This is a genomic window from Actinomycetota bacterium (assembly GCA_018333515.1).
Lineage (GTDB): Bacteria > Actinomycetota > Aquicultoria > Aquicultorales > Aquicultoraceae > Aquicultor.
The window spans coordinates 106,112-132,830 of sequence record JAGXSZ010000005.1; the positions used below are offsets into that span (position 1 = coordinate 106,112).

Genomic DNA, 26,719 nt, shown 5'->3' on the forward strand with positions numbered 1-26,719 from the left:
CGATTAGTGCCTCAAAAATCGTTTGAATATTACGCTTAGTATATCGACAAATTGACGCCCGCGATGAATAACTCCCGCTAAATCTCGTCCCGTTTCGCGATGGGTCATCTTTACGGGCACCTCTATTACTCGACAACCCTGCCTCAATATATCTATGCTTAGGCCGACCTCCAGGCCGTAGCCGGATTCGAATGACAAATTCTTCACCAGTACCGACCTGACGGCACGCTGTCCGGATAGCGGCTCTCGCATAGTCTGCCCGGTAAAGCGCTTTATCCCCCAGCGGCCCAAACCCTTAGCCAAACCTATTCCGCCGGCCTTTTCGGGTTTTGGGAAATCCGCTATGGCCATGTCGGCCGTGCCTTTGAGTACCGGTTCCAGGATTAACGCCGCCTCCCCGGCACACTCCCCTAAATCCCCATCGAGAAAAAGAATGATGTCCTCGGTCACATCGGGCATAGCGCTCTCAAGGGCCTTGCCTTTTCCGAGGTTTCGCTCGAGGCCGAGCACATCGGCGCCGGCCTCGGCGGCGACCCTCGCGGTACCATCGATAGAGCCGTCATCGACGACCAAAACCCGGGTCACTTCGCCAATCTTTTTAGTCGCTCGCACGGTCGCCGCAATGCGGTCGGCTTCATTGTAGGCGGCTATAACCGCTACTACGGATATCTCAACCATGAATTCCTGTTCTTCAAGCGCTTGTGCGGCACTTACTCCACGTAACCCTGGAATACCGACGTACTCTCCCTGTCGGCGCCGGGGCATCACTCGGCGCCGGAGCGTTAAACCTTCGGCACCAACTGGTCTGCCGTCGCCTTGACTCCGAAATTACCATTCGCCTCCCTTAGGGCGAAAACGGCCGATACGATGCCCGCCTGGGTGTCTATATTATCGACGGTGGGTATGCCGGTTTGCTGATATGCTTTCATATATGATTTCTTACACTCTCTGTTCTCGGCCCCGACCACCCGAATTCCCATCCCCTTTAAGGCTGCTATAATGTGAACGTCGGTCGTTTTCGGATTTAAATCCCCATCGGTGCCGCCGAGTATGAGCGCCGCTGTAATCGGCTTCAAAGCGTCGGTCTCGGCCACGATAAAACCGAACTCGCTCAGCCTGTTAAGGTATGGAACGACCGGGCCGGTCGTGGTCGTCGCGGCGGTTGCGGTATCTGTTGCGACCAGCTCTTCGACCAGTTTCTTAAGGATCATTTCGCGGACGTTATCATCGTTCATCTCTTGTGGCAGGTATGCCGCGAGTTCCCGTTTGACCTCGTCGGTCAGCTCGAAGTCTTCCTTGATTTTGACCGTGCCGACAACGGCTCCCGCCGCGCTCAGACCATCGACCACCTCGGAGAGCATCTCGTCCTGCTTCTTCGAAGTTGCCAGTACAACCACATTCCGGCCGGCGAGCCTTCCCGTAATCGAGAGCGGATAGACGCCGCGCGTTAACTTCTTTTCTTCGTCGAGTTCGACTTTGAGCGACTTATTCTCGTCCCTGAGCGTGTTAAAATTCGTTTCTATCCTCTTGACCAGCGATTGCTGTTGCTGGAGAAGCATCCCTTTGTCGTCGATGACCGTTCCTAAAAGAATACCGATCGCAAGCGCGATAAATACCGCGACCAGCGACGCTATGTGATAGCGCATATCAAACATGAATTTCTCCTAAAGGCCTAATATTAGCTTCACTTGTACGAGCATAAGACGCATCGACTGCCTAATGGCCGGTGCCGCGATTATTATCGCTATAATAGCGGTCAATCCGGCTAAAAATAATACCCCGAGGTGGCTTACTTTTACGCTGGAGCGGTAGAGCTTGTTGACGCCTTTCGCATCGACCAACTTACCGCCGACCTTCAACCGCACAAGAAAAGTACTCGACATCCCTTGTCGGCCCTTATCCAGAAATTCGACGAGATTGGCGTGCGTCCCTACCGCCACGATAAGTTCCGCGCTCTTTTCATAAGCCAGAACCATCGCGATATCCTCACTGGTGCCCGCCGCCTCAAAGACTATCGCCGACAGACCTAGTTTTTGGAGCCGGCTCAAACCCGGTGCGCGCCCGCCGTCATACGCGTGGACTATGAGTTCCGCTCCGCATTTAAGCGTCGCGTCGGCCACGCTATCCATATCGCCGATGATAATGTCGGGCTTGTAACCCTCCTCCACCAGCGCGTCGGCGCCGCCGTCGACGCCGATTAAAATCGGCTTCATCTCACGTATGTAAGCGCGCAAAGCCTTTAGGTCGGCCTTATAATCATATCCTCTGACCACAATCAACGCGTGTTTGCCGTTAAAATCTATACTCGTCTCCGGAACTCTCGACCCGTCGAGTATCAACGCTTTCTCTTTTTGCATATATTCGAGCGTGTTCACCGCGAATTTTTCCAGCTCTTCGCCTATCCGGCCTTGCGCCTTTTCCAGTTCGTTTTCGAGCATCATATATGTCAATTTCTTTCCGTTGGCCACTGTTCGGTCGCCCAGGCAAATGTCCTCACCTTTGACGGTAAGCGGGCTACCCTCTTTGACAAGGTCGAAAATCTCGGGTCCGACGTTGTCGAGCAGGTGAATCCCGGCCGAGCAAAGAACGAGCGGACCCGCATTCGGATATTTACCCGATGTAAAACAGCTCGCATTTATGACTACCTCGACGCCCGTCTCGACTAGAGCCTCGGCCGTTACGCGATCGAGGTCTTCGTGGTCGATAATGGCTATATCACTCGGCTTAAGGCGCTTTACAAGCCTCTTTGTCCGCCTGTCCAGCCTCGCCATTCCATCGAAATACATGTTGCCGGTCTTTCCTTTCGTAAGCAATTTAGGGGGCGCCCTTTTGCCGTCGACTTCGAAGGATTCGACGGCCGACCTATCATCAAAGCTTACCGGTTTTCTAATATGATTGCCGGAAACGCGCCTCGCGCCCTTTGCGGCTTTTCTATCTTTAGACACAATAAAGCCTTCTTCACTCGATTACCCATAGCCGCTTTCGCATAGCGGTCTACGAGCCCAGACTGCCCTCTGTCGCCGCGGGATTGACCTGCATATGAACATGGTCCGTAAGTTCCGGCAGATACCTGTTTATCTGGCTGTTTATCTCCGGCAAAGGCCTGAGCACGCCGATGACGGTCTCTCCTTTTTCGAGACGTTGCCCGACACCGACCCGAACATCGTCGATGTGAATTATCGCGACCCGCAAGTCAGGATACCCATCGGGCTGTATTTCGACGTGATAATCGGTTATTTTACGGTAAAGGTCATAGGTCTTGACGACGGTTACAACGCCGTTTACCGGACTGAGCACTTCCGAATTGGGGGCCAGCGCGATATCCGTAGCCGAAGTCGGCGCGCTTCCCCTGCCCCTCGACTCCATGATGAAGAGTACCGGTTGCTCCGCGCCCATAACCGCGTTTCGAACGGTGGCGGTCGCCTCCCTGTCATAGCACTCCGGCGCGGGCACCATCGCGATCGCCTCGCGACTCTGCGCTTGATGAAATCCCACGCCGACGACGCTCCCCCGCCGCGCGGGTAGCGCCAAGCCCAAACTAGACGTGCCCACGGTCGCAAAGCTCTCATACAGCGGGCTGGTTTCTTCCGCGGACTCGGTAGCGCTCGCCGCCCCGCCCGATTTGAAACTGAAAATGTTTGTCTCCGAGACGATATATATCGATAGCCCTACGGACAAGACGAGTGACATTGCCATTAAAACCTGTTTTGCCCTGAGCATCGCGTTCAGCCGCCGCCGCCGCCGTTTAGCTTCTATGCGAGCGGCACTGAATTCGCTCTCTAGGCCTGCTTTTTTCAACAGGATATCTCTCGGCTGAGCACCCTTTACTCCGTCTTTGACATCAGTTGGTTCTTCCACGCACCTCGCTCGCTTTCTTCCCCTCGGCTTCAAAAAGCAATTCTTCGGCATGCTTAAGCGACAGTTCCGAATCGACTTTGCCGCTTAATAGCCGTGCTATCTCGCGTATCCTGTCTTCGTCAAAAAGTTCGTCTATTTCGGTTATGGACTTCTCGTCGCGCTCCCTTTTTTCAATCGAAAAGTGGCTGTCCGCAAAGCTCGCTATCTGTGATAAGTGAGTGACGGCCATGACCTGATGTTCCCGGCTGAGCAGCGACATCTTTTTGCCGACCGCCATCGCGGTCTTGCCCCCTATCCCGACGTCTATCTCATCGAAAATGAGCGTCGGAGTCTCATCCGCATCCGCCAAGACTATCTTTAAAGCCAGCATAATCCTGGAGACCTCTCCGCCGGACGCTATCTTCGCGAGCGGCCGCGGGGGTTCTCCCTTGTTGGCCGAGACGAGGAACTCGACCCTATCGATGCCGTGCGCATTCACCTTGAAACACCCGTTTTCGACGGGCAAGCCGTCGATATCGTCCTCACTGATTAATAATACTTTAAAATCGGCGTTTACCATATTTAAATCCGCCAATTCTTGCGCGACCTCGAAAGAAAATTTATCTACCGCTTCTTTGCGCATAAGGCTCAGCTTCATCGCGGTTCCGGCGAGCCTTCGCTCGAATTCGGCTACCTCTCCTTCCAGCCAAGCTATCCGTTCGCCGGATGTGTCGCACAGCGACAATTCCCGCACCGCCGAATCGCGGTATTTCAAAATCTCTTCGATGCTCGCCCCGTATTTTTTCTTCAATAACGCCAGCAATGAAAGCCTGTCCTCGACTTCCTGTAAGCGCCCCGGAGGAAAATCGAGGCTAGTCACGTAGTCTTTAAGCGACGCCGCGCAATCTTCGAGTTCGATAGTGAGGCTGTTGAGCCTCTCCGCTATCTCGTCGAGCGCCGCGTCGATATTGGCTATGGTGCGCAAATCTTCGGCCGCGCGCGCGACAAGGTCGACCGCCGGCGTAAAATCGCCGCTATCCGAAATCGAGTTGACCGAGTTCGCGGCGAACTCACACAACTTCCGCGCATTTCGCAATATCTCGCGCTCGCGCATAAGCTCTTCATCCTCGCCGATTACCGGAGCCGCCCGCTCTATCTCGTTGCTTTGAAACTGTAGAAGGTCTTTCTTCGCGGGCAGTTCGCGTTCCGCGTTTTGAATGGCCGCCAATTCACTCCGCCGTTCTCGCAATCTTTTGAGGTCGTCCCGAAAAATATCGCGAAGTCGCAGTAGTTCGACACCGCCATATTTGTCCAGAAAGTCAATGTGTGTCGAGGGCCTAAAGAGAGACTGGTGCTCATGTTGGCCGTGGAGGTCTATGAGTCTTCTGCCTACCTCGGCCAGGGTCTTGACCGTAACGATGCTGTCGTTTATGTAGCACTTGTTCTTGCCGTCCGCCGAGATGACCCGGCGAATTATCAACTCGCCATCATCCGCGAGAAGGTTGTCCCGCGCGAAATCGGGCTTCATCGCCGGCGGTACCGAAAACAATCCCTGTACCTCCGCACGGTCGCACCCGCGCCGAATCATGGAGTTGTCCGCCCTGCCGCCGAGCAACAAGTTGACCGCTCCGACCACAACCGTCTTACCGGCTCCGGTCTCACCGGTCAAGACATTAAGGCCGCCCCCAAACTCAACGCGTGCTTTAGTGATAAGGGCTAAATCCCTTATGAATAGCTCGTGTAACATATATGCCGCCTATCGAAGCCAGGAATCCCAGACACGCAGCTTAATCTTGAAGAGCGTATAGAAACTCTGCTCCTTAAGTTTTATCAGCTGAGCCTTCGAATCGGCCCGCCTTATCTCCACCGAGTCGAAGATGGCGCAGAACTCGAGACAACCATCTACCCCTACTATTACCTCGAGGTCCTTGGCAAGCTCGACGCGCGCCGTATCGTTGGCGCTGAGCGCCATCGTCCTACCAAAAAGGGAGTGCGGGTTGACGGGCGCTAATAAAATCAGCTCGTTTTCCGGCGAAACCACAGGTCCGCCGGCGGAAAACGAATAAGCCGTCGAGCCGGTCGGCGTCGCGAAAATCAGCCCGTTCGCGGTGTATTTGCTGAACATTATATCGTTGATGTAAACGTCCATTTCGAGCATGCGCTGGTGATGGCCGCGCTCTATAGCGATTTCATTGAGCGCAAGATAAGTGTTTTCGCAATCGCCCGCGCGTACTTTACACTCGAGCATCATGCGCTCGTCGACGATATAGTCCCCTGAGAGCAGCCGCTCCATAGCGGGATAAAGCTCATCGGGCTCGACTTCGGACAAAAACCCGACCCGCCCCATATTGACGCCGATAACCGGAATCTCCGCTCCTTTTAGCATTCGTACCGCACGAAGAATCGTGCCGTCGCCCCCGAGCGCGACCACGGCGTCACTCGTCAAAATCTCGTCGAGACCGGCGCCGAGCGCGTCCAAGCCGAGCCTTCCCGCATCCTCGGTCAATAACAGGACTTCCACTCGTTTCGCCTTAAACCACGAAATCAGCTCCAACGTCATCTTCGGGACTTCGCTTTTGTCGAGGTTCGGCAGTATCACTATTTTGCCCGTCGCTTTGCCCTCAATATATGCCATCAGACTCCCACACCGTTTATGAACAAACTTATTATATTATAAGGCAACCGAACTCGATTGGCACGTTTCGCGAAGATTCAAAGCCTATGCACCGGAAGCGGAAGCTATGCCCCACAGCGCTTCATGGGCTTTTTCGACGACCGCATCGATAATCCTTTTTCTCTCGCTCTCACCGACAGGCGCACCATCGCCCGCGGCGTAGAGCAAGAACTCGAGATTTCCTTCCGGCCCTTTTATCGGCGAGAATGAAATCCCTTTAATCCGCATGCCGTTTTTCTCAAAGAATTCCCAGGTCTCGTTTAAGACATCCTTGTGCACGGTCGGGTCTTTTACCACACCTTTCTTGCCGACCCTCGCGCGTCCCGCTTCAAACTGCGGCTTCACGAGCGCTACAATCTCACCGTCCGGCGCCAGCAGCGCTAAAACGCTCGATAAAATCTTTTGAAGAGATATGAAAGAGACATCGATGGTGATAAGGTCGGCGAGGTAGGGAAGATCATCGGGTTTTACGTGGCGGATGTTGGTCCGCTCCAAAACTATGACTCGCGGATCTTGGCGCAGGGACCAAGCTAGCTGGCCATAACCGACATCTACGGCGACCACCTGCTTGACGCCTTTACTCAACAGACAGTCGGTAAAGCCGCCGGTCGATGCCCCTATATCGATTGCCGCCTTGCCCGTGGGGTCGATCGAGAACTCTCGAAGCGCTTTTTCTAGTTTCAGCCCGCCTCGGGATACGTACGAGTCGTCCCGATCGATTGTTATATGGCCACCCTCATCGACCAGGCTGGAGGGTTTCTCGATGGGCTTAGCGTCGACATAAACCTTCCGAGCGATAATCAGCCGCCGAGCTTGCTCGCGGCTTTCCACCAGGCCTGATTCAACTAGATATACGTCGGCTCGTTTTCTGCCCATAAAATAATCTAGACTGGATGGTTTGTTGAACGCGCCGCGTCATCGAGCCTACTACTCGAAGATCGTGGGGTGGGTACCGAAGGGCGCGCGCCCGGCGGAATCGCCCGGTTTCTTGCCGCTCTTCAGTTCGTCCAGCTTACGGTTGACACTATACGCGATGCCGTTAGCGTCGAGACCGGCCTCCGCGAGAAGGCGTTTCATCGACCCGTGGGACATAAACCTATCGGGCAGCCCCAGCCTGAGAAACGGCATGTGATACCCCATCTCCACCAACGATTCCAGAACCGCTGAGCCGAAGCCTCCCGCGACCGTATTCTCCTCGATGCTGACGAGTAGTTTGTGTTTCTCGGCCGCCCGGCTTATCAGCTCCTCGTCTATCGGCTTAATGAAGCGCATATTTACAACGGACGCGGATACGCCGCGCTCCCGCAGTATCTTGGCCGCCTCCAGCGCGGAATTGACCATTCGCCCGACCGCGAGCAGGCAGATTTCCGTTCCTTCTTCGAGAATCTCGCCCTTACCCAAAGGCATAATGCGGTAGTCCTCTGAAACAGGGACCCCGCGACCCAGGTCGCGTGGATAACGTATCGCCACCGGCTGACCGATTTCCGTAGCCGTAAAGAGCATGTGCCGCAGTTCGTCTTCGTCTTTCGGGGCCATTATGGCAAGGCCCGGAACGCTTCGCAGATATGTAAGGTCGAACGCCCCGTGGTGGGTCGGCCCGTCTTCGCCTACAAGTCCCGCCCGGTCTATCGCAAAGACCACCGGCAGCTCTTGGAGGCTGACATCCTGCATTATCTGGTCGAACGCCCGCTGCAAGAACGTCGAGTATATCGCCACTACCGGATGGAAACCCTGGGTCGCCATGCCCGCGGCGAACGTCACCGCGTGAGCCTCCGCGATACCGACGTCATAGAATCTGTCCGGCAGCTCCAGCGCGAATTCGTCCAGGCCCGTACCGCTGGTCATAGCCGCCGTTATCGCAACTATCCTATCGTTCTTCTTCGCTAAATCCACGAGCGTATTACCGAACACCTCGGTATAGGTCGCGGCGCTACTCGACGACTTGGGCTCGCCCGTCCTTTGCACAAAAGGAGCGATTCCATGCCATTTCTCCGGCCTTTCGACCGCCGGTATGTAGCCCAGCCCCTTCTTGGTGATTACATGAATCAATACAGGCCCTCCGACCTGCTTAGCAAGCGCGATGTTCTTCTCTAAATCTTTGATGTCGTGACCGTCGAACGGTCCCATATATGTAAATCCCAGCTCTTCGAAGAGCATGCCCGGAACGAGCAGCGCTTTGACGCTCTCTTTAATATGCATCCCGATATCGTAAACGAACTCTCCGATGGCGGGGAGCTTCTTGATTCGCGACTCTATCTCGCGGCGCAGCTTGGTGTGGCCCGGGTCGAGGCGGAGCTGTGTAAGATAGCTGCTCATCGCGCCGACATTCGGCGATATCGACATCTCATTGTCGTTGAGGACAACGATAAGGCTCGTCCCCAAATGCCCGGCCTGGTTGAGCGCTTCATAGGCCATGCCGCCGGTGAGCGACCCGTCGCCTATGACCGCTACGACATGCTCGTCTCCCCCCTTCATATCTCGCGCCTCGGCGATGCCGAGCGCCACGCTTATCGAGTTGCTCGCATGTCCCGTATCGAACACGTCGTGCGCGCTCTCCGCTCTCTTCGGAAAACCGGCCAACCCTCCGTACTGACGCAGGGTCGTAAAGGTCTCATTCCTGCCGGTTATAAGCTTGTGAACGTAGCTCTGGTGTCCCACATCCCATACGATCTTGTCTTTGGGACTATTGAGCGACCGGTGGAGAGCGAGTGTGAACTCGACCGCTCCCAGATTGGACCCGAGATGCCCGCCCGTTTCCGAGACAGCCTCGATCAGCCGCGTCCTCAACTCTTGCGCGAGCCGCGCCAGCTCGCCATGGGACATCCGCTTCAAGTCTTTTGGGCCGTCTATCGTACTTAAGATCTTGTAATCCATACTATCCTTCTTTTCCCGTAATGGACGGGCCTAACTCATTCATCCCCCATCATAGCCCAAACGACAACATCCATACAATCGCCATCGCATCGAACGCGACCTTGAAAACCGCCGCACCGGATCTTTCAGACAGACTAGAACTGTCGCTCATAAACAAAATCCGCCAAGTTTCTCAAGACCGTCGTATCGCCCGCCACTCCATCGAGCGCCTCTTTTGCGCGGCCGACAACCGACTCGGCCATCGCTTTGGCCTCCTCGAGCCCATAGACCGACGGATAGGTCGCCTTCCCTAATCTCGCGTCGCTCCCCGACATCTTACCCAAAACCTCGGTCTCCCCGACCACGTCGAGCACATCGTCGGTTATTTGAAACGCCAACCCCAGATATCCCGCATACGAACTCAATCCGGTCAGCTCGGACGGCGATGCCCCGGCTAAAATCGAGCCGGCCCTGACTGAGGCTTTTATCAACGCGCCCGTCTTGTTTTCGTGAATAAACTCGAGCGTCGACGCGTCTATATCCCGGCCCTGTGAGATAATATCCACGACCTGGCCGCCGACCATCCCGGCAACCCCGGCCGCCGAGGATAATTCGCGCATCACATCTACTATGCGGCCCCGGTCACCCGCTCTCTGCGCGCCCGCAATAAGGCTAAACGCCTCTGAAAAGAGCGCATCACCGGCGAGAATCGCCATGGCTTCTCCAAAGAGAATATGACAGGTAGGTTTGCCCCGGCGCAACTCATCGTCGTCGATCGCGGGAAGGTCGTCGTGGATCAGGGAGTAAGTGTGGATGTATTCGACGGCGCAAGCGGTGGGCATTACCTCATCGGCGGTCGCCCCGAACAACTTCGCGGCTTCGATGACGAGTATGGCCCTGAACCGCTTGCCGCCCGAGAAAAGGCTGTGGCTCATCGCCTCGTAGACAACTTCGGGGTTACGTTTCTTTGGAAAATACTCTCTCAGGCCGGCTTCGATTAAAAGCCTGGTATCATCCGGATATTTAGCGGTCAACTATATCTTCCCCCGGGGAATCTTCTTCGTTCTGAGGAATCCAGGCTGTATAGTCTATCTGCTGATTGCACAAGGTAGCAAGTTGGATACTCTCTTCGAGAAGGTCGAGTGAGGCTTCCAGGCTTATCTCTTTCTTTCTTACCTGCTCGGCAATGTCTTCGAGCCGTTCCAAAGCATGGTCGTAGTTTAATTTCTCCAATTGTCCCACCATCTTCTTCTGTTTTAGCTGCTTTGTTTTGATTGCTTCAACTCTGTCGCGATCCTGCCGAGAATGCCGTTGACGAACTTGCTCGATTCCTCCATCCCGTAGACTTTAGCCAATTCAACGACTTCGTTGATTGAAACGCTAACCGGTATATCTTCCTCGTACACCATCTCGTATAGGCCGATTCTGATGAGGTTGCGGTCGACTATCGGCATACGCTCAAGCGCCCAGTTATCGGTATGCGAAGTTATCGCTTCATCGATTGCCCGACGATTTTTATCGACACCATATATCAAGGTGATGGTAAAATCGCTTGGCGCTTCTTCCCTGGCAAGAATCCTATTTTTAATTATTTCGCCGAAAGGCTGCCCGGTAATCTCGTTCTCGTAGAGAATTTCCAATGCGTCTTTCCGCGCTTTTCGACGTTCAGACATCATATATCCAGATTTCCGCCTGTAATCTTGCCGGTCTTAGCCCGCACACGGCGTTACGGCCACATTCGCGCGGCTCGCTAACTTTATTGGTCGTTCAATATCCACTGGGCGATAAAATCCGTGTAGACCTCGCCCTTCCTGAAAATCGCGTTGTCGAGAACTTTTAAGTGAAACGGTATCGTTGTCGCTAAGCCCATGATAACACATTCTTCCAGCGCTCTTCTGCCCCTATCTATCGCCTCGTTCCTGTCGTTGCCCCAAACAACGAGCTTCGCCAGGAGCGAGTCGTAATAACTGGGCACTTCATAGCCTGTATACAGGTGGCTGTCGATGCGCACTCCGGGTCCTCCGGGTGGGTTATATAGCGATACTTTGCCGCCCGCCGGCATAAAATTCTTATCCGGGTCCTCCGCGTTAATTCTGAACTCGATGGCATGCCCGTTGGCTTTGATATCATCCTGCGTAAAACCGAGGGCTTCACCGGCCGCGACTCTGATTTGTTCTTTAATAAGATCCACGCCGGTCACCATCTCGGTAACCGGATGCTCGACCTGAATTCGCGTATTCATCTCCATGAAGTAATAGCTGCCGTCCGGTTCGACCAGAAACTCGATCGTACCGGCGTTGACGTAATCGACGGCTTTCGCGGCCCGCACCGCCACCTCGCCCATCTCGGCGCGCTGCGCGGCCGATATCGACGGCGACGGAGACTCCTCGACCAACTTCTGGTGCCGGCGCTGTATCGAGCAGTCACGCTCTCCGAGGTGGACTACGTTTCCAAAGGAATCGGCGATTATTTGAAACTCGATATGGCGCGGTTTTTCGACGAACTTCTCCATGTAGACTTCGTCGTTTCCGAATGCCGCTTTCGCTTCGGCTTGCGCCATTTGAAGAAACTTGACGACTTCTTTCTCGTTCTGGGCTACTCTCATTCCCCGGCCTCCGCCTCCGGCGGAGGCCTTTATCATTACCGGGTAACCTATCTCCTTAGCGGCGCTTACCGCTTCCTTCTCGCCCGAGACCGACCCCTGTGTTCCGGGCGTTACCGGTATTCCCGCCGCCGTCATGCGGCGTCTCGCTTCCGATTTATGCCCCATCGCCTCTATCGCCTCGGACGACGGCCCGATAAAAGTTATGTGGCACGATTTACATATATCGGCAAACTGGTGGTTCTCCGCTAGAAACCCGTAACCCGGATGAATCGCGTCCGCGCCCGTAACTTCGGCCGCGCTGATAATATTCGGGATACTAAGGTAGCTGCGGTGCGTTTGCGCCGGGCCGACACAGACCGCTTCGTCGGCCAATTTTGTATGTAACGCCTCCGCGTCCGCCTCCGAATAAATTGCTACGGTCGGGACCCCCAACTCTTTGCACGCCCTTATCACCCGTACCGCGATTTCACCCCTGTTTGCTATTAATACTTTACGAAACAATATATTCTCCCTTACGCCTTCAAACCCAACCTTGACCGCGACTTAGCCATTATCCTTATCGTCTGCTTCCTAAGCGCTAGGCTCGTACACAAACATGACTTGGCCGTACTCGACCGCATCGCCGTTTTCGACCGCTATCGCCCGGACTATACCCTTTTCTTCCGCTGCTATCTCGTTCATCAATTTCATCGCCTCGACGATGCAGAGCGTTTGGCCTTCCGATACCTCATCGCCCACATCGACGAACGGGTCCGCCCCCGGAGAGCCCGAACTGTAGAAAGTTCCGACCATCGGCGCTACTATCTTTTTCCAGTGCCCCGGGTAGTCGCCGTCTTTCTTCTCCTCTTTCGGAGCCGTCTTTTCTCCGCCGCCGATCGATACCGCGGGTGCTTCGACCGCCGCTGTCACGCCGCCCTTGCGTACCGCTATCTTTACCCCGTTTTCCTCGATGATCACTTCCGAGACGCCACTCTCGTCTACCAGCTTTATGAGTTCTTTGATCTGGTTTATATCCATAACCCCATCCTCCCCGGCGGACCCTATTTCTTCGCTCATCATGAATACCGCTTTTTCCGCACCGTCCACATGAGACTCGAGATATTTTCTCGCCTCGTTCGGGAATAATGCGTATGTCAATACGTCCTCTTCGCTCTTGGCCAAGTCTCCTATAGCCTTCGCGTAATCTTCGAATGTCTCGGTAATCAAATCGGCCGGCCTGCACGTCAAGACCTCGTCGTCACCGAGAATCCGCGAGGCTATATCCTTGTCCATAGGCCCCGGCGCACGACCGTAAAGCCCTCTGATGTACTGTTTCATCTCGTCCGGAATAATCGCCCAGCGTTTTCCGGTGAGAACATTTAGTACGGCTTGCGTACCGACGATCTGGCTCATCGGCGTCACCAGCGGCGGGTACCCCACCTCGGCGCGTACTTTAGGAATCTCCTCGAGCACCTCGTCGAGCCGGTCCGCCGATTTTTGTTGCTCAAGCTGGCTTTCGAGGTTCGATATCATGCCGCCGGGAACCTGGTGCGCAAAGACCTGCATATTCGCGAGCGACGTCACTCCTCTCTGGAAGCCCCGCTTAACTCTAATGTCCTCCCAGTATTTCGCGATATGGAAAAGCTCGTCCAGGTCAAAGCCGGTGTCATACGGCGTATCTTTGAGCGCGGCCACAATCATCTCGACCGCCGGCTGTGAGTTGCCGAATGCGAGAGGCACAGTCGCCGTATCGATTATATCCACACCGGCTTCGATTGCTTTCAGGTAATTCATCGGTGCCATACCGCCGATGTAATGGCAGTGTAAATCGATCGGCACCTCGACCTCCCTGCGCAGGCGCTCTATTAGTTTTTGCGTCCTGTAGGGGGTAAGCAGCGCCGCCATATCCTTGATACAAATCGAGTCGACACCCATCTCCACCAGCTCGATCGCGGTTTCTATGTAGTGCTCCAACGTGTGGACGGGGCTTATTGTGTAACAGACTGCGCCCTGAGCGTGGGCGCCCGCTTCTTTGACCGCTTCTATCGATACCTTCAGGTTCCTCGTATCGTTGAGCGCGTCGAAGCACCTAAAGATATCCATGCCGTTCTTGGCCGACGCATGGATGAACCGGCGCACGATATCGTCGGGATACTGACGATATCCGACGAGATTCTGCCCTCGCAACAACATCTGCAGCGGGGTGCGGGGGGCGTGCTTCTTGATGACCCTCAACCTGTCCCAGGGATTCTCATCTAGAAAACGGAGTGTCGCGTCGAACGTGGCGCCGCCCCAAACTTCCAGCGAATAATAGCCGATGCGGTCGTGATGTTCCAAAACCCTTAGCATATCGTCGGTACGCATACGAGTCGCCCAAAGTGACTGGTGCGCATCGCGTAATGTCGTATCGGTTATCTTGACCGGCCTATTCTTCATACAACACCCACTTCATCGTTGACAATTTTTACCTTCCATACTCCGCAATCAAGCACTATAGGAGGGTGCGCTCGATTGGCCGTTGCGGCGAAACGCTCGTTGAACAACCTTAAATAGCGCTTTGGTATGCTGCGGTTAGATCCAACCTCGAAACCGTTATCTCACTCGAATAACGGCCTTTAACATCATTAAATCGCTCGGTCTTCAGCATCCGAACCGTGTTGCGAAATAAGTTTTGCCGCCTCGCGCGCGTTCCGGCGCCGACACGGATTCCCCTTCGCACCCGGCTTCTCCGGAGACCGCAATCCCTTGTTCAGGTATTGTAACACACTCCGAGTTACAATATACCCCGTCCAGCTTTCAGAACGGGGTATCACCTGTATTTAATCTATGTTATTATACTCTATTTTCACCCAGCGGTGAAGATTTTGCTCAATTTATGTATACGCGTTCGCCTGATATCGAATGACGCTCCTCGTCACTCCGTTAAACCCGGCTAATAGGCACGCGTAACAGAACAGCCCGGCTAGGCTCTGGTGATGTAGTCGCCTGTTCTGGTGTCGACCTTGACTATGTCGCCTATCTTAATAAAAAGCGGTACCTGCACGAGCGCGCCCGTTTCGAGCGTGGCGGGCTTAGTGGCGCCGCTCGCGGTGTCACCCTTCAAGCCGGGATCGGTCTCCGTTACCTCAAGCTCCACGGTTATCGGCAACTCTATGGCTATCGCTTGCCCCTCATGCATTGCGATAAGAACATTCATGTTTTCTTTTAGAAAGTTCGTCTCACTACTTAGAAACGCCGCCGGCAGACCTATCTGCTCATAAGTTTCGGTGTCCATAAACATATATTCGCTGCCGTCGTTGTAGAGATATTGCATGGAGCGTCTGTTCACGACGGCTTGGTCAAATTTCTCGCCGGCCCTGAATGTTCTGTCCACCACAGCGCCGGTCTTGAAATTCTTTAGTTTCGTGCGAACGAACGCCCCGCCCTTACCCGGTTTGACATGTTGAAAATCAACAATCTGATAGAGAACACCGTCTACATAGATGGTCATCCCGTTCTTAAACTCATTCGTCGAAATCATTAAAACCTCCGTATCGCCTCCGCCCAAAATCCCTTTTTCCTAGTAATTCTACAACTCCAGCAGCTCTTTCGTCGAGTGCGTCAATATTTTATTGCCTGTCTCGGTCACGACGACAAGGTCTTCTATACGGACGCCTCCGAAGCCGCTTATATATATTCCCGGCTCCACCGTAACGACCATCTGCGGCTTCAACAAACTCTTGCTCCCCGCGCCCAGCACCGGCGACTCATGGACATTAAGTCCGACGCCATGACCTACGTTATGCGTAAAATACTCGCCGAGGCCGGCCTCGGCGATAATGCGCCTGCCCGCGGCGTCTATCTCTTCGCCGCTTTTGTCGGGGGCGACCGCCGCCAGCGCGGCGAGCTGGGCTTCTCTTACTTTTTCATATATCTCGCGTTTGCGGCTACTAGCCTCGCCCACAACGACCGTTCGCGTCATATCGGAGTGATAGCCCTCGATAACCGCGCCGAAATCGAGTTTTACGAAATCACCCGGCTCGATTCTTTTCTCTGAGGGCACGGCATGCGGTATCGCCGAATTCGCACCCGAAGCGACTATCGTCTCGAAACTCGGCTTCCGCGCACCGTTTCTCAACATAAAATAGTCTAGCTCGATCGCGATGTCTCGCTCGCTCGTGCCCGGTTTTATAAAATCGATGATATGGTCGAAGGCGCGATCCGCGAGAGCCGCGGCGGCGGCGATGTTAGCAATCTCATACTCGTCTTTTACTTCACGTAAAGGTTCGACCAGGTTAGAGAGACCGACCAATTGAACCTCTCCAAACTCCTCGACCAGCCGCTCGAATTGTCTAACAGTAACGTGCGTAGCCTCGAAGCCCGCCCTTTTCGCCCCGTTTTGTCGGGCAACCGCCACTATCTCTTCCATCGACGGTTTGGCCCAGGGCGCAATCTCATCGGCATTCGCCGACTTGAGCGCTTCGTCATAATAGCGGTGGTCTATGATGAGCGTTGATTTTTGACTGTCTACGATAAGGCGCACCCTCGCGCCGGTCATCCCGCCCGCGCAACCGCTTAGATAGAAAATATTATGCGGCTCACTGACGAGTAAGACGTCGATCTCAGCCGCTCTAATGCGTTCTCTAAGTTTGTTAAGACGTTCGCTGTAGTTTATCCCAAATCCCCCGTCATCCGCGATGCGACAGACCCTGTTCGGATAGAGTCTAACCATAAAGGGTCGCCCGCATGGGGCCGTCGCGACCTCTTACTCGACCAGCTCCGCCGCCGCCCTCACCGCCACGACATAGCTATGCGCGCCAAATCCGGAAATCTGGCCGACGACCACCGGCGCTATCACGGATTTATGCCTAAACTCTTCGCGCGTGTATATGTTGGTAATATGGACCTCTATGACCGGTATGGCGATACCCGCGATAGCATCCCTGATGGCGATGGAATAGTGCGTGAAGGCTCCCGGGTTTATGATGATACAATCGAACCCGCCGGCGTCCGCCTGCTGCACGCGGTCGATTATCGCGCCCTCATGGTTCGACTGGAAGAATTCCGCCTCCAGCCCTTCCTTGGCGGCCTCCGCCGCTATCATCCGATCTATCGCTTCAAGGGTGTTTTCCCCGTAGAGACCGGTCTCTCTGGTGCCCAACATATTAAGGTTGGGACCGTGAATCACCAGTATGCGACCCATTCTTACCCCTCCTTCAGAAATCCTTCGAGCGCCGCAATCAAATCATTATCGTCTACCCTGCGAACAACGGGATTGCCTACCCCGTCCAGCAGGATGAATACATGCCCGCCCATCGACCGCTTTTTGTCTCTCTCCATGACTTTCATAAACTCATCTATGCTCGACGCATGCATCGAGGTGGGAAGCGCGTACAGGTCGATGATCCGCCTGTGCAGCTCCACGTCTTTCTTTTCCAACAAGCCCAAGCGTTCGCTCAACTCGGCGGCGAAGACCATGCCGATAGCTACGGCCTCACCATGGTTGTACCGGTACCCACTGACCGATTCTATGGCGTGACCCAGCGTGTGACCGTAGTTCAAGACCGCCCGCATACCCAAATCCCGTTCGTCCGCTTCGACGATCTCCGCCTTAATCGAGCAGCTCATCATAACAATCTGTGATAACACATCGACTTCCCGCGCTTCAATCTCATCCTTTCGCGCCCGCAGCAAACTCAAGAGCGGTTCACCCTTTATGAACGCGTATTTGATTACTTCAGCCATTCCGCACGCGTAATCCCGCTCGGAGAGCGTGCCCAGTGTGGCAACGTCGATATAGACGAGAGAGGGCTGATAGAACGTGCCTATCATGTTCTTACCGAGCGGGTGGTTTACGGCAACCTTCCCACCCACACTACTATCTACCTGCGCTAAAAGCGTGGTCGGCACTTGAACATATGCAATCCCGCGCTCATACGTAGAAGCGACGAACCCCGCGAGGTCTCCGACGACGCCGCCGCCGAGCGCTATTATCGCGTCCTTGCGCTCGAACCCCTTCTCGATTAACTCGCCATATACCTTCTCGGCCACGCTCAAGGACTTGGCCTGTTCTCCATCGGGTACCAGAATAAGCTCATAACCGATGCCCTCGACATCGAGCGCCTCTACGACCTGTGAGCCGTAGAAATCCCAAACCTTAGCGTTGGTAACGAGCGCCGCCCTTACGGGCCCGCATCTCTCTTTTATCGTCTCGGCGATACCGTGCAATATCCGATCGCCGATATATATCTTATAACTTCTGTCGCCGAGAGTGACGTCGACCACGTTTTTAATCAATTGCCAATCCCCGCACCTCGAACTCATTTAGAATCTCGTCAACGACCGCGTCGATCTCCTTATCCGTTGTCTCAACGGTCACGTCCGCCACTTCCGTGTAGAACGGCTCCCGTCCGGCTAAGAGGCGTTCTATCTCGGTTAACGGGTCATCCGCTCTTAATAGCGGTCTCTTGTCCCCCGTATCACCGACCCGCTTCAATATCTCCGACGGTTCCGTCTTCAAATATACGACCGTCGCCGCGTTTTTCAGCCGTTTCCTATTCGCCTCGGATATGACGACGCCGCCGCCGCATGAGAGGACGACCCTGTCTTCACCCAAAAACTCCGCCAGCACCTCGGCTTCGCTTCCGCGAAATGCCGCTTCGCCTTCGGCCTCGAAGACCTCGGCGATGCTTCTACCAGCCCTGTCTTCTACAACGCTATCGATATCGACAAACCGGTAGCCGGTTCTTCTCGCTAAATTTCGCCCGATCGTGGTCTTTCCCGACCCCATAAAACCGACGAGCGCGATGGTCGTCAACTCTTCAACCTCTTCAAATAGTGTGTATAGGCCGCCTTGGTATCGATGAGCGCGTCTCCACCGAATTTCCGCAACAGCGCTTCGGCGATTTCGAACGCGACCACGGCTTCACCGATAACGGCCGCCGCCGGGACCGCGCAGACATCCGAGCGCTCCTTAACCGCGTCGACCGCCTCTTTCGAGACGATATCGACCGTCTTAAGCGGCTGCATCAGGGTTGGAATCGGCTTCATCGCCGCCCTGGCGATGACGACGCCGCCGTTGGTCATGCCGCCCTCGATACCGCCCGCGCGGTTGGTCTTCCTATAATAGCCGCGTTCAGGCTCATAAAATATTTCATCGTGGGCTTGGGAACCTCGCTTTTGCGCAAGCTCAAAACCCTCGCCAATCTCGACACCCTTTATCGCTTGGACGCCCATGAGCGCGCGCGCCAACCTCGCGTCCAGCCGCTCTTCCCAGGAGGCATATCCGCCCAATCCGGGAGGACAGCCGTATACGAGCACTTCAAAAACACCGCCAACGGTATCCTTGGTTCTCTTCGCGTCCTCGATGAGCGCGACCATCCGCGCCTCCGCGCCGGCGTCGACGCAACGCGCCGGCGATTCATCTATGCTCGCGAGATCCCCAGGCTCGGGCAGCTCGTTTATGGTCGCCGCCACCTCGCCAATCGAAACGACGTGGCTAAGAACGTCTATTCCGAATTCGCGCAAAAATATTTTGGCGATAGCCCCGGCGGCCACCCTCGCGGCCGTCTCTCGCGCGCTCGAACGCTCTAATATGTTGCGGATATCGCCCTGCCCGGTCTTAAGGACACCGCTCAAATCGGCATGCCCGGGACGAGGCTGAGTTACCCTTTCATCTTCGACATCCATATCGACCGGCCCTATCGACATCGTCGTCGTCCAGTTGGCCCGGTCGCGGTTGTCAATCTTGAGCGCTATCGGCGAGCCGAGCGACAAGCCGAACCGGACGCCGCTCAAAATCTCGGCCACGTCCTTTTCTATCGCCATCCGGCCGCCCCTGCCAAAACCTAATTGCCGGCGGGCCAACTCCGCATCGATAGATTCTTTTCTTATTTCAACACCCGCCGGAAGCCCTTCGACTATCGCGACAAGCGCCGGCCCATGTGATTCACCGGCGGTAACATATCTCAACACTTATGATTCCTCGCTCATCTTTTTAAATAAGTATAACTAATAGCCGTGAAGTAGTTAAGTGGCGGCGTTGCGATGCGGAGTAATCAATCGATAAGGCGAAGCCCCTTCCGGAGCGCCGTCAATAAAACCGCTTTACAGCTCTTTTAGTAAGACGATTACTTGACTATCTCTTGCCCGAGTTGGAGCGTAAACCTGTCATCACCGTAAAGAACCGTAATACTTCCCTCACCGATATCCTCGACCATGAAAGAAGAGCCTGCGACCCGCTCCCCGCTTCCAACAGTGTATTCCACGCCGTCAAACGTGACAATCGCAAAGCGTGCGCCGTCCTGCTCGACAACGTCGACGAGCGCAAGTGACGCAAGCGACACGCCTTCGCCGGTCCCGTCTTCGGTGCCGCTCGGCAATCCTATCGGCACCTCAATCTCCTCGACCAGCGGCTTAAAGGGGTCTTTATATTCAAATAGGTCATAGTTGGTGCTGACGGTTTCCTCTTCCGCTACCGTCTCGGTAGTCCGCTCGGACGGCGGGGGCGGGGGCGCCGGTTGCGGAACGGCGGCGTTTGGGGCCCGTACCGCGAGGTTGCCCGGTTTTGGAAGCGCAAAAGTTATGATGACCAAGACGACCATCGATAATACGACCAGCAGTAAGCCGAAGGCAATTCCCTTGCCCTTCGACGTACTAAGCGCATTCTTCATTTCAATCCCGGAAAACTTGTCTTTGATTCCCATTCAGTCCCAACCTTCTATTGCACCGGCGCATTTTGCGCCGGCGGCGGGGGCGGGGGCGCCGATATCCCTTCACCTACGGTAAATGCGCAGATCGACGCGGTCATATTTAAATCCGGATACCGCTCTGTTTTGATGTTTATATTGTCGACCCTGAAGGCACGCGGCGCTTTTTCCACGCGTCTCAAGAAATCAATCAACGCCACATAGCTGCCGTTCACAACAGCGGATATCTTCATCTCGTTATACTCACCGATAGACGATGGTTCACCGGGGCTAATCGAGACCAACTCGACGCCGGCGTCGTTCGAGATATTTTGCATCTCGACTATGAGCGAAGGCAATTCCGGGCTCGACGGCATTCGATTCGACATCTTGATGTACTCGATTTCAGCATTGGCCGCATTCCTTTTGACCTCTTCGAGCATCGAAAGAGTGTTCTTTGCGGCCTGCAACCTCTGCTCTTGCTCGGTCTTCTCCTTGCTGAGCTGGTCCAGCTTAGAAACCTGCGGGCTCCAGCCAAACATGTAGAAGAGCACGAACATAAGCGCTACGATTGCGGCCAGTATAATTATCTGCTTTTTCAACGCTAACTTATCCAACATATCACGTCCCGGAAGGATTGGGCGGGGCGGGCGCCATTGGCGCTTTCTTGAACTTCATAGTATTGCTAAAGAGTATCCTTTTCTCTTGTTTATCGGATGAACTCAACCATACGTCGGGTTGGAGTCTTAACTCACCGAGACGGATCAACCACTTCGCGACCGGCTTGTGGCCGGAATCAGGGGCGTCTAGCGGGTCTTGAATCTCTCCGGAGAAAGTCACGCCATCCTCGTTGCCCGAAAGAGTCGCCAAACTCAAATCGTTCGGCGTAAGTATCATAAGTTCTTCCAACAGTTTAGACCACAAAATCCTGTCGGCAAGCGCTTTTTCCACGATATCTTTCTTCCTCTGAACCTCGGTCAACCTCGCCTCGTACACGCGCAGATCCCGGATGGCGCTCTCCATCTTAACCACCTGGTCCGATATGAGCGCGAGGTCTTTCTCCGCGTTGCCTATTCGCCAAACGTTATACAAGAAGACACCGGCCAGGCAGGCCGCGAGAGCGACCATGCCGACCAAGCCCGCTAGAATAAACTTTTCAGCACGCCTCTTATCCCTTATCTCATCAGGTAAGAGGTTTATTCTGACAACCATCATCGATCTAAACCTCGCATTGCCAGCCCAAGGCATGTCGCCATCGAGAGTTCTTCCTCCTCGACCTTAGCGATAAGGCTGTTCTTGTTGATTTGAAAATACTGGAGCGGCCTGCCTAGCTCAACCTCGATTTGGAGGTTTTGCTTGAGGTATTCTAAAAAATTCTTGAGCTTGGCGCCGCCTCCGGTGACGATTATTTTGTCTATACTTTTGGCCCTGTTCGCTTGGACGAGATAATAATCGAGCGACCTGCGAATCTCCGCGATAAACTTGACCATCTCCTGCTCGAGGACGTTCTGGACCGCTTCCGCGTACTCCTTGATATCCGCGTCTATCGGTGCGGGAGCTTCGTCGGTATCCGCGGAGGGCAGACCTATGCGTACTCTAAGGTCCGCCGCTTCATCTAGGCTCATTCCGAGCTGTTCGACAAGCGCTTCCGTAAAGGTACTGCCGCCGATACTGCTTATCCTGGTAAAACGCGGCGCGTTATCTTCGACAACGACTATGTCGGACAAGGTGGCGCTCACATTGACCAAAGCGGTCGCGCCCGCCGGTTTATCATCTTCCAACAGTAATGGCTTGGCCGTATCACCCATCACCACCCGCGCAAACGCAAGCGACGAAACATCGACGACGACCGGCTTCAGTCCCGCTCCCTCGACCGCCGCCACTGTCGTTTCTATCATGTCTTTGCGCGCCGCGACCAGCAGCACATCCATTACCCGCTCGTGCGAGTCTTTGCTATATTCCGAGAGTATTTGAAAATCGATGATGGCCTCATCGGCCGGAATCGGTATATAATCGCTCACCTGGTACCGGATAGCGCTTCTCAACTCTGCTTCGGTCATTACCGGCATCTCTACGACGCGGACTACGACCTTTTGATTCGCAACGCCCACGACAACGCGTTTCTCGACAATTTTATGGAAACGCCAAAGTGAGGCAAGCTCCTTAGCGACACCCTCAACGTCGCTAATCTCACCCTCGGTTATCAATCCTTTTGGGGTCTTCGCATTCGCGTACTCGATGAGGATGGGTTTGTCCGCGGCCGCTTTTAATTGGGCCACACGAAAACTAGTGCTGCCAATATCCAGGCCGATAGGAGCGGCCCCATTACCAAGGCCAAAGAGTCCCAAAATATCCTCCTGCGTCTAAAGCTCATCACTTGCATATTCGGTTCAACAACCGGTGCGGGGCGAATAGACGCGAGCTATAAGCCCAACGCATCTATCTGTTATTACATCGGTTAGCGTCGATAATACTTTAGTGCTTGGAGAGTTCTTTATCGACTCTTATCAGGTGATTTGAGAGGGCGGGCGCCGACCGCTAGATTATGGGCGCAGGCGTTACTGCACTTCCCGCCAGGATGCGGTCATGGTAAGAAATCCCCCACTTCCCGGAAGTGACGGCGGCAAAAAGCTCGGCAAGGCCGCGTGGGTGTAAAGGTGGCTGTTATTGGTCCCGTCGGCGAAATCCAACATACCCGCTAACATACTCCCGACAAACGAGGTATTGTTCGAGGATATCTTAACCTTCTTGGTGGCGAAAAAGGCGCCGGTGATATCGGGAACACTCCGGGTCGGGGCTGCGTTGGAGCCTGAGATATCGATATATATGGTCTCGGCCGTTACTAAACCAAGCACATGTAAGCCGTCCATGTCATATGAGCCGTTATGGAACGGGGGCCTCAACATCCCTTTTACAAAAATCTCGCCATTGACAACTATGGTGCCCCGTCCGTAATACGATATCTCGGAGTTCGCCGAATCCCCGATCGTCAGATTGCCGTCGACAAAAATCGTGCCGTCGACATAGAGCCGTTTATTTGTTTTATCCCATGCGAATTCGCCGCCCGGCACGCCAAAGTCGTTTATCGTGCTATCGATATAGTACATCGGTCGGGAACTCAATGTCCCGCTCTCCAGATTTGTGTCGTTATCGAGCACTTTATACCCGCTGACGCTCGATTGCGTCGAGATAATCCCCGGATATGCTGTGCACGTCTCTTCAGACTCAGACGCCGCCCGCGTCCTGTAAGCGGTAAGGGACTCGAGCGGCGGTATCTTTATATCGGGGACCTGGTTCGAAAGCTGACTCACATTGACTTGCGGATGCCCGGGCTCGAGCGAATTGCCATGCCTGTCGACTATGTCCTCATTTCCGTCGGCCGGCTCGATGTATGCGGCAACCGGCTTGCTGAGCGTCCCAAGCGTGGAAGCGGCATTCATAAACCTCAGTGTACCTGTCTTGATAAATAATGGGCCGCCGGTAATCTCGGAACTGCCCGAAAGCTCAACGTTGCCGCGAACGTAAAACGGTCCGTCGATCGAGGTCGTGCCGAGAATTCCGTTGCCGCCCGAGGCCATCGAATTGGCTTCCCCTAGACCCATGTTCATGTTCCACAAAGAGAAATTAAAGACGCTGACCTTGATTTTTCGTTTCATCTGGCCGCTCGTGCCGGTGGATTCTATTGTCCAATACCACTGGTTTGTGCCGTCCTGAACTGCATTGACTTCAGCTACGCCACTTCCAACGTTAATCGCAAAAGTCCGAGGCTGCATTGTGCTTCCAAGCTGCTCGAGCTGCCACAGCGCCTTTTGTATGCCGGCTTCCGCGATATGGAGTGCTTCCGTATACTCCTCGTCGCGTTCCGACAGAACGAGGTCACTTTTAGCAATGGTAATAACCCCGAAACTCAATATGGTAACGATGAGCATAACGCCGATTACCGTAAGGAGCGCGATACCCCGTTCGTCTTCGAACAATCCCTTCGACATATGATTCCCCTACTCCTTGTTTCTTAAGGCGACCCTGGTTTGCAAGACATACGGCTCCGGCGGTCTATTCGGGTCCGCGTCGATTATCAGTCGTATCTCGACTTTGTGTGTCTTAGTAATGCGTGATGCCGTATCTGTCGACAGCGATGCCCCATTCATATCGAAATAGTTGAAGATAGGCATCGACAGCGCCTCATTCCTGAGCCCCTTCATAATCACGATCGGTGTTCCATCATTTATTCGGCGATACAAAGCATCATTGACCGCATAGTATTCGATTTTGTCCCAAAGATTATCGTCGTTGATGTCGGCTCTCAGGTTCACGGCATAATCTCCGGCCTGCTGGAAACTCTCGGTCATTCGCAGATGCTTTGCCAGCGATGTCTGCGCGATGCGACCCTTGCCCTGAGCTTCGGCCTGGCCGTTCGCGGTAATATATATATTCGCCGACGCGTCGTACATCATGTAGGCGCCGCTCAAAATGACCAACAGCAAAACCCCATAGACCATAAGCTCTATGAGGGTCAACCCGTCTTCGTTTCTTAGCGTATCCATAAACTCGAAAAACATAATCAATTACCGGTAACGACAGAGACCGAGATGCTCTGGTTGATTTCCTGGCCGCTATTATCGATAGCCCTGACCTTGTAGTCATACGGAGTCGTCCTCGCGAGTCCGGCTCCGTTATTATCGTCTTTATAGCTGGTCAAGTTACCTACCGCGTAACCTATCATCGTACCGTTTCTATAAATATCGTAACGGTGGACCGTGACGCCGGCCGGCGGCGGGTTCCAACTGATGTCCACTTTGTGTTTTCCCTGTTCCTTAACTGGATGGCCGGTAATCGAAAACCAGGTGGTCGCGGAGGCGATACTGCTCGTCGTCGTCGACTCACGACCGCCGACGCTAAGCGCGCTGATGTAATAAGAATAGGTTTTCCACTCCGACAACCCTTGGTCTTGATAACTTGGGGTTGAATTATTGTGGTTTGGAACGAGCACGGAAAAACTTCCTTCCCCGGGCGCTTTTCTATAGATTTTATAACGATTTACCTGCTCGTTGCCGTCCCAAGCCTTCCGCCAAGAGAGCTGTATGGCGCTCTGGCTGAGCGCTGTCGCCGCCAGGTTCGCGGGTTCTAGATCTTTCCAATATGGGCAAACCCGGTCTATATACCAGAATATGCTCTTCGCGTCCCTTCCACCCTGAGCATCCCAAACCTCGACAACTACCTCGTGCGCCCCCTCGGGCCAAAGGGCGGCATCCTCAATCCTGGGCCACCTGCACGTCGGGGAGTTCGTATAGCTCGCTACGGGGTCAAACCCGTAAAGGCCGCCCACGGGCGTGATACCGCTCACATAAAAGCGCATCGAGACGAGGTCCGCGTCGGGGTCGGTGCCCGTTGCTTTAAGTGGAATCGTTCCATTATTAAACCACTGCTCATACAGCGCATTGTATAAGGCATAACCCGCGTCAAGCCCAAATACCGTGCCGCTCGGCGGTGTAGCGTTGTAATCATTCTCGCCAATCACAAAGTTCACGGTCGGCGGCTGCGTCTTGTTCGGGGTACTCCTGACAAACGTTGCCGCGCTTATCGATTTAAGGCCGTCGCTCTCAAGCCAACTTACGGTTATGACTACCTGCTTATAATCATTGGGATTATTGTTGGTGTCGTTCGAGCCTGTCATGTCGGCGGCGTCATCCACCCAAGATATCTCCTTGCGCACCCCTAAATCGTAACCCAGTACCGTCCGGGTCTCCTCAGTCACACCGGGAACGACCGAATCATACGGAACCGACCTAATCTCTTCAATCGACTCGTTCAGCAACTGGTTAGCCAACGTCGATAGCTTGCTGCCGGAGACCGCCTTAACGCTAACGGTTAAAAGCCCGAGCAGCGCTACGAGCACTAATGACATGATTACTAAAGCCATCAGAGCTTCGATAATCCCAAAGGCTCGCTCTTCGCGCAGCTTATGAATCGAGCGGCTGTAAAAAAGCATACCTCTCCCCTTTTTCGATACTATGTGTATCGGTTTACCAGCGATTATTCTTAAGGTCTTTGTCCGGGGCATTTCTCCCAAGCAAAGCGAAATCTACACCCAAGCATTACCCTTGA

At 54.3% G+C, this 26,719-nt stretch carries 26 protein-coding genes; all 26 read right to left on the minus strand.

Annotated features, from left to right (window positions below):
- Positions 1-3 precede the first annotated feature (3 nt).
- Positions 4-678, minus strand: a complete 675-nt coding sequence (locus KGZ93_01355; GenBank protein MBS3908273.1) for a glycosyltransferase family 2 protein — start codon at positions 676-678, stop codon at positions 4-6.
- A gap of 104 nt (positions 679-782) precedes the next feature.
- On the minus strand, positions 783-1,655 hold the full coding sequence (locus KGZ93_01360) for a copper transporter (GenBank protein ID MBS3908274.1): 873 nt from the start codon (positions 1,653-1,655) through the stop codon (positions 783-785).
- A gap of 9 nt (positions 1,656-1,664) precedes the next feature.
- Positions 1,665-2,786 carry a hypothetical protein gene (locus KGZ93_01365; protein ID MBS3908275.1) on the minus strand — a complete coding sequence of 374 codons (1,122 nt, stop codon included), beginning with the start codon at positions 2,784-2,786 and terminating at the stop codon, positions 1,665-1,667.
- A 208-nt stretch (positions 2,787-2,994) separates the two neighbouring features.
- The gene (locus KGZ93_01370) at positions 2,995-3,858 is read right to left on the minus strand and encodes a hypothetical protein (protein MBS3908276.1); all 864 of its coding nucleotides are present in this window, start codon (positions 3,856-3,858) and stop codon (positions 2,995-2,997) included.
- Complete coding sequence (gene recN / locus KGZ93_01375) at positions 3,842-5,584, minus strand: DNA repair protein RecN (protein ID MBS3908277.1); 1,743 nt, start codon at positions 5,582-5,584, stop codon at positions 3,842-3,844. The genes KGZ93_01370 and recN overlap by 17 nt, the downstream gene beginning before the upstream one ends.
- A 9-nt stretch (positions 5,585-5,593) precedes the next feature.
- Positions 5,594-6,472 (minus strand): NAD(+)/NADH kinase, encoded by an 879-nt coding sequence (locus KGZ93_01380; GenBank protein MBS3908278.1) that lies wholly within the window; start codon positions 6,470-6,472, stop codon positions 5,594-5,596.
- An 84-nt stretch (positions 6,473-6,556) separates the two neighbouring features.
- Positions 6,557-7,387: a TlyA family RNA methyltransferase gene (locus KGZ93_01385; protein ID MBS3908279.1), complete on the minus strand. Its 831-nt coding sequence runs from the start codon at positions 7,385-7,387 to the stop codon at positions 6,557-6,559.
- Between the two features lie 51 nt (positions 7,388-7,438).
- Positions 7,439-9,385: a 1-deoxy-D-xylulose-5-phosphate synthase gene (dxs, locus tag KGZ93_01390; protein ID MBS3908280.1), complete on the minus strand. Its 1,947-nt coding sequence runs from the start codon at positions 9,383-9,385 to the stop codon at positions 7,439-7,441.
- Positions 9,386-9,519: 134 nt separating this feature from the next.
- Positions 9,520-10,299, minus strand: a complete 780-nt coding sequence (locus KGZ93_01395; protein ID MBS3908281.1) for a polyprenyl synthetase family protein — start codon at positions 10,297-10,299, stop codon at positions 9,520-9,522.
- 88 nt (positions 10,300-10,387) lie between these two features.
- Complete coding sequence (locus tag KGZ93_01400) at positions 10,388-10,597, minus strand: exodeoxyribonuclease VII small subunit (protein ID MBS3908282.1); 210 nt, start codon at positions 10,595-10,597, stop codon at positions 10,388-10,390.
- A gap of 23 nt (positions 10,598-10,620) precedes the next feature.
- The gene (gene nusB / locus KGZ93_01405) at positions 10,621-11,040 is read right to left on the minus strand and encodes a transcription antitermination factor NusB (protein MBS3908283.1); all 420 of its coding nucleotides are present in this window, start codon (positions 11,038-11,040) and stop codon (positions 10,621-10,623) included.
- A gap of 80 nt (positions 11,041-11,120) precedes the next feature.
- Positions 11,121-12,470, minus strand: a complete 1,350-nt coding sequence (gene accC, locus KGZ93_01410) for an acetyl-CoA carboxylase biotin carboxylase subunit (protein MBS3908284.1) — start codon at positions 12,468-12,470, stop codon at positions 11,121-11,123.
- A 69-nt stretch (positions 12,471-12,539) separates the two neighbouring features.
- Positions 12,540-14,384 carry an acetyl-CoA carboxylase biotin carboxyl carrier protein gene (accB, locus tag KGZ93_01415; protein MBS3908285.1) on the minus strand — a complete coding sequence of 615 codons (1,845 nt, stop codon included), beginning with the start codon at positions 14,382-14,384 and terminating at the stop codon, positions 12,540-12,542.
- A gap of 526 nt (positions 14,385-14,910) precedes the next feature.
- Positions 14,911-15,468, minus strand: coding sequence for an elongation factor P (gene efp, locus KGZ93_01420; GenBank protein ID MBS3908286.1), 558 nt, complete (start codon positions 15,466-15,468; stop codon positions 14,911-14,913).
- Between the two features lie 48 nt (positions 15,469-15,516).
- Positions 15,517-16,659: an aminopeptidase P family protein gene (locus KGZ93_01425; protein ID MBS3908287.1), complete on the minus strand. Its 1,143-nt coding sequence runs from the start codon at positions 16,657-16,659 to the stop codon at positions 15,517-15,519.
- Positions 16,660-16,692: 33 nt separating this feature from the next.
- On the minus strand, positions 16,693-17,130 hold the full coding sequence (aroQ, locus tag KGZ93_01430) for a type II 3-dehydroquinate dehydratase (protein MBS3908288.1): 438 nt from the start codon (positions 17,128-17,130) through the stop codon (positions 16,693-16,695).
- Between the two features lie 2 nt (positions 17,131-17,132).
- Positions 17,133-18,251 (minus strand): 3-dehydroquinate synthase, encoded by a 1,119-nt coding sequence (aroB, locus tag KGZ93_01435; GenBank protein MBS3908289.1) that lies wholly within the window; start codon positions 18,249-18,251, stop codon positions 17,133-17,135.
- Positions 18,217-18,744 (minus strand): shikimate kinase, encoded by a 528-nt coding sequence (locus KGZ93_01440; protein MBS3908290.1) that lies wholly within the window; start codon positions 18,742-18,744, stop codon positions 18,217-18,219. Before KGZ93_01440 ends, aroB begins: the two co-directional genes overlap by 35 nt.
- Positions 18,741-19,901 (minus strand): chorismate synthase, encoded by a 1,161-nt coding sequence (gene aroC, locus KGZ93_01445; GenBank protein ID MBS3908291.1) that lies wholly within the window; start codon positions 19,899-19,901, stop codon positions 18,741-18,743. Before aroC ends, KGZ93_01440 begins: the two co-directional genes overlap by 4 nt.
- A gap of 155 nt (positions 19,902-20,056) precedes the next feature.
- On the minus strand, positions 20,057-20,632 hold the full coding sequence (locus tag KGZ93_01450; GenBank protein ID MBS3908292.1) for a hypothetical protein: 576 nt from the start codon (positions 20,630-20,632) through the stop codon (positions 20,057-20,059).
- Positions 20,633-20,646: 14 nt separating this feature from the next.
- Positions 20,647-21,234, minus strand: a complete 588-nt coding sequence (gene pilO, locus KGZ93_01455; GenBank protein ID MBS3908293.1) for a type 4a pilus biogenesis protein PilO — start codon at positions 21,232-21,234, stop codon at positions 20,647-20,649.
- A gap of 1 nt (position 21,235) precedes the next feature.
- Complete coding sequence (locus KGZ93_01460; protein MBS3908294.1) at positions 21,236-21,829, minus strand: hypothetical protein; 594 nt, start codon at positions 21,827-21,829, stop codon at positions 21,236-21,238.
- The gene (gene pilM, locus KGZ93_01465; protein ID MBS3908295.1) at positions 21,826-22,962 is read right to left on the minus strand and encodes a type IV pilus assembly protein PilM; all 1,137 of its coding nucleotides are present in this window, start codon (positions 22,960-22,962) and stop codon (positions 21,826-21,828) included. Before pilM ends, KGZ93_01460 begins: the two co-directional genes overlap by 4 nt.
- Before the next feature lie 210 nt (positions 22,963-23,172).
- A complete protein-coding gene (locus tag KGZ93_01470; GenBank protein MBS3908296.1) occupies positions 23,173-24,603 on the minus strand; it encodes a hypothetical protein in 1,431 nt (476 codons plus the stop codon).
- 9 nt (positions 24,604-24,612) lie between these two features.
- On the minus strand, positions 24,613-25,173 hold the full coding sequence (locus KGZ93_01475; GenBank protein ID MBS3908297.1) for a prepilin-type N-terminal cleavage/methylation domain-containing protein: 561 nt from the start codon (positions 25,171-25,173) through the stop codon (positions 24,613-24,615).
- Between the two features lie 2 nt (positions 25,174-25,175).
- On the minus strand, positions 25,176-26,603 hold the full coding sequence (locus KGZ93_01480) for a fibronectin type III domain-containing protein (protein MBS3908298.1): 1,428 nt from the start codon (positions 26,601-26,603) through the stop codon (positions 25,176-25,178).
- Between the last annotated feature and the right edge of the window lie 116 nt (positions 26,604-26,719).

What these genes read in the sequence shown, in the direction of transcription:
- KGZ93_01385 (MBS3908279.1), bottom strand. Translation starts at nt 7,387, where the DNA reads ATGGGCAGAAAACGAGCCGACGTATATCTAGTTGAATCAGGCCTGGTG.
- efp (MBS3908286.1), bottom strand. Translation starts at nt 15,468, where the DNA reads ATGATTTCGACGAATGAGTTTAAGAACGGGATGACCATCTATGTAGAC.
- recN (MBS3908277.1), bottom strand. Translation starts at nt 5,584, where the DNA reads ATGTTACACGAGCTATTCATAAGGGATTTAGCCCTTATCACTAAAGCA.
- KGZ93_01365 (MBS3908275.1), bottom strand. Translation starts at nt 2,786, where the DNA reads ATGTATTTCGATGGAATGGCGAGGCTGGACAGGCGGACAAAGAGGCTT.
- KGZ93_01470 (MBS3908296.1), bottom strand. Translation starts at nt 24,603, where the DNA reads ATGTCGAAGGGATTGTTCGAAGACGAACGGGGTATCGCGCTCCTTACG.
- accB (MBS3908285.1), bottom strand. Translation starts at nt 14,384, where the DNA reads ATGAAGAATAGGCCGGTCAAGATAACCGATACGACATTACGCGATGCG.
- KGZ93_01475 (MBS3908297.1), bottom strand. Translation starts at nt 25,173, where the DNA reads ATGTTTTTCGAGTTTATGGATACGCTAAGAAACGAAGACGGGTTGACC.
- dxs (MBS3908280.1), bottom strand. Translation starts at nt 9,385, where the DNA reads ATGGATTACAAGATCTTAAGTACGATAGACGGCCCAAAAGACTTGAAG.
- KGZ93_01360 (MBS3908274.1), bottom strand. Translation starts at nt 1,655, where the DNA reads ATGTTTGATATGCGCTATCACATAGCGTCGCTGGTCGCGGTATTTATC.
- KGZ93_01425 (MBS3908287.1), bottom strand. Translation starts at nt 16,659, where the DNA reads ATGGTTAGACTCTATCCGAACAGGGTCTGTCGCATCGCGGATGACGGG.
- KGZ93_01480 (MBS3908298.1), bottom strand. Translation starts at nt 26,603, where the DNA reads ATGCTTTTTTACAGCCGCTCGATTCATAAGCTGCGCGAAGAGCGAGCC.
- aroB (MBS3908289.1), bottom strand. Translation starts at nt 18,251, where the DNA reads ATGAGTTCGAGGTGCGGGGATTGGCAATTGATTAAAAACGTGGTCGAC.
- pilO (MBS3908293.1), bottom strand. Translation starts at nt 21,234, where the DNA reads ATGTTGGATAAGTTAGCGTTGAAAAAGCAGATAATTATACTGGCCGCA.
- KGZ93_01450 (MBS3908292.1), bottom strand. Translation starts at nt 20,632, where the DNA reads ATGGGAATCAAAGACAAGTTTTCCGGGATTGAAATGAAGAATGCGCTT.
- KGZ93_01380 (MBS3908278.1), bottom strand. Translation starts at nt 6,472, where the DNA reads ATGGCATATATTGAGGGCAAAGCGACGGGCAAAATAGTGATACTGCCG.
- KGZ93_01395 (MBS3908281.1), bottom strand. Translation starts at nt 10,299, where the DNA reads ATGAGCCACAGCCTTTTCTCGGGCGGCAAGCGGTTCAGGGCCATACTC.
- aroQ (MBS3908288.1), bottom strand. Translation starts at nt 17,130, where the DNA reads ATGGGTCGCATACTGGTGATTCACGGTCCCAACCTTAATATGTTGGGC.
- KGZ93_01355 (MBS3908273.1), bottom strand. Translation starts at nt 678, where the DNA reads ATGGTTGAGATATCCGTAGTAGCGGTTATAGCCGCCTACAATGAAGCC.
- nusB (MBS3908283.1), bottom strand. Translation starts at nt 11,040, where the DNA reads ATGATGTCTGAACGTCGAAAAGCGCGGAAAGACGCATTGGAAATTCTC.
- KGZ93_01460 (MBS3908294.1), bottom strand. Translation starts at nt 21,829, where the DNA reads ATGATGGTTGTCAGAATAAACCTCTTACCTGATGAGATAAGGGATAAG.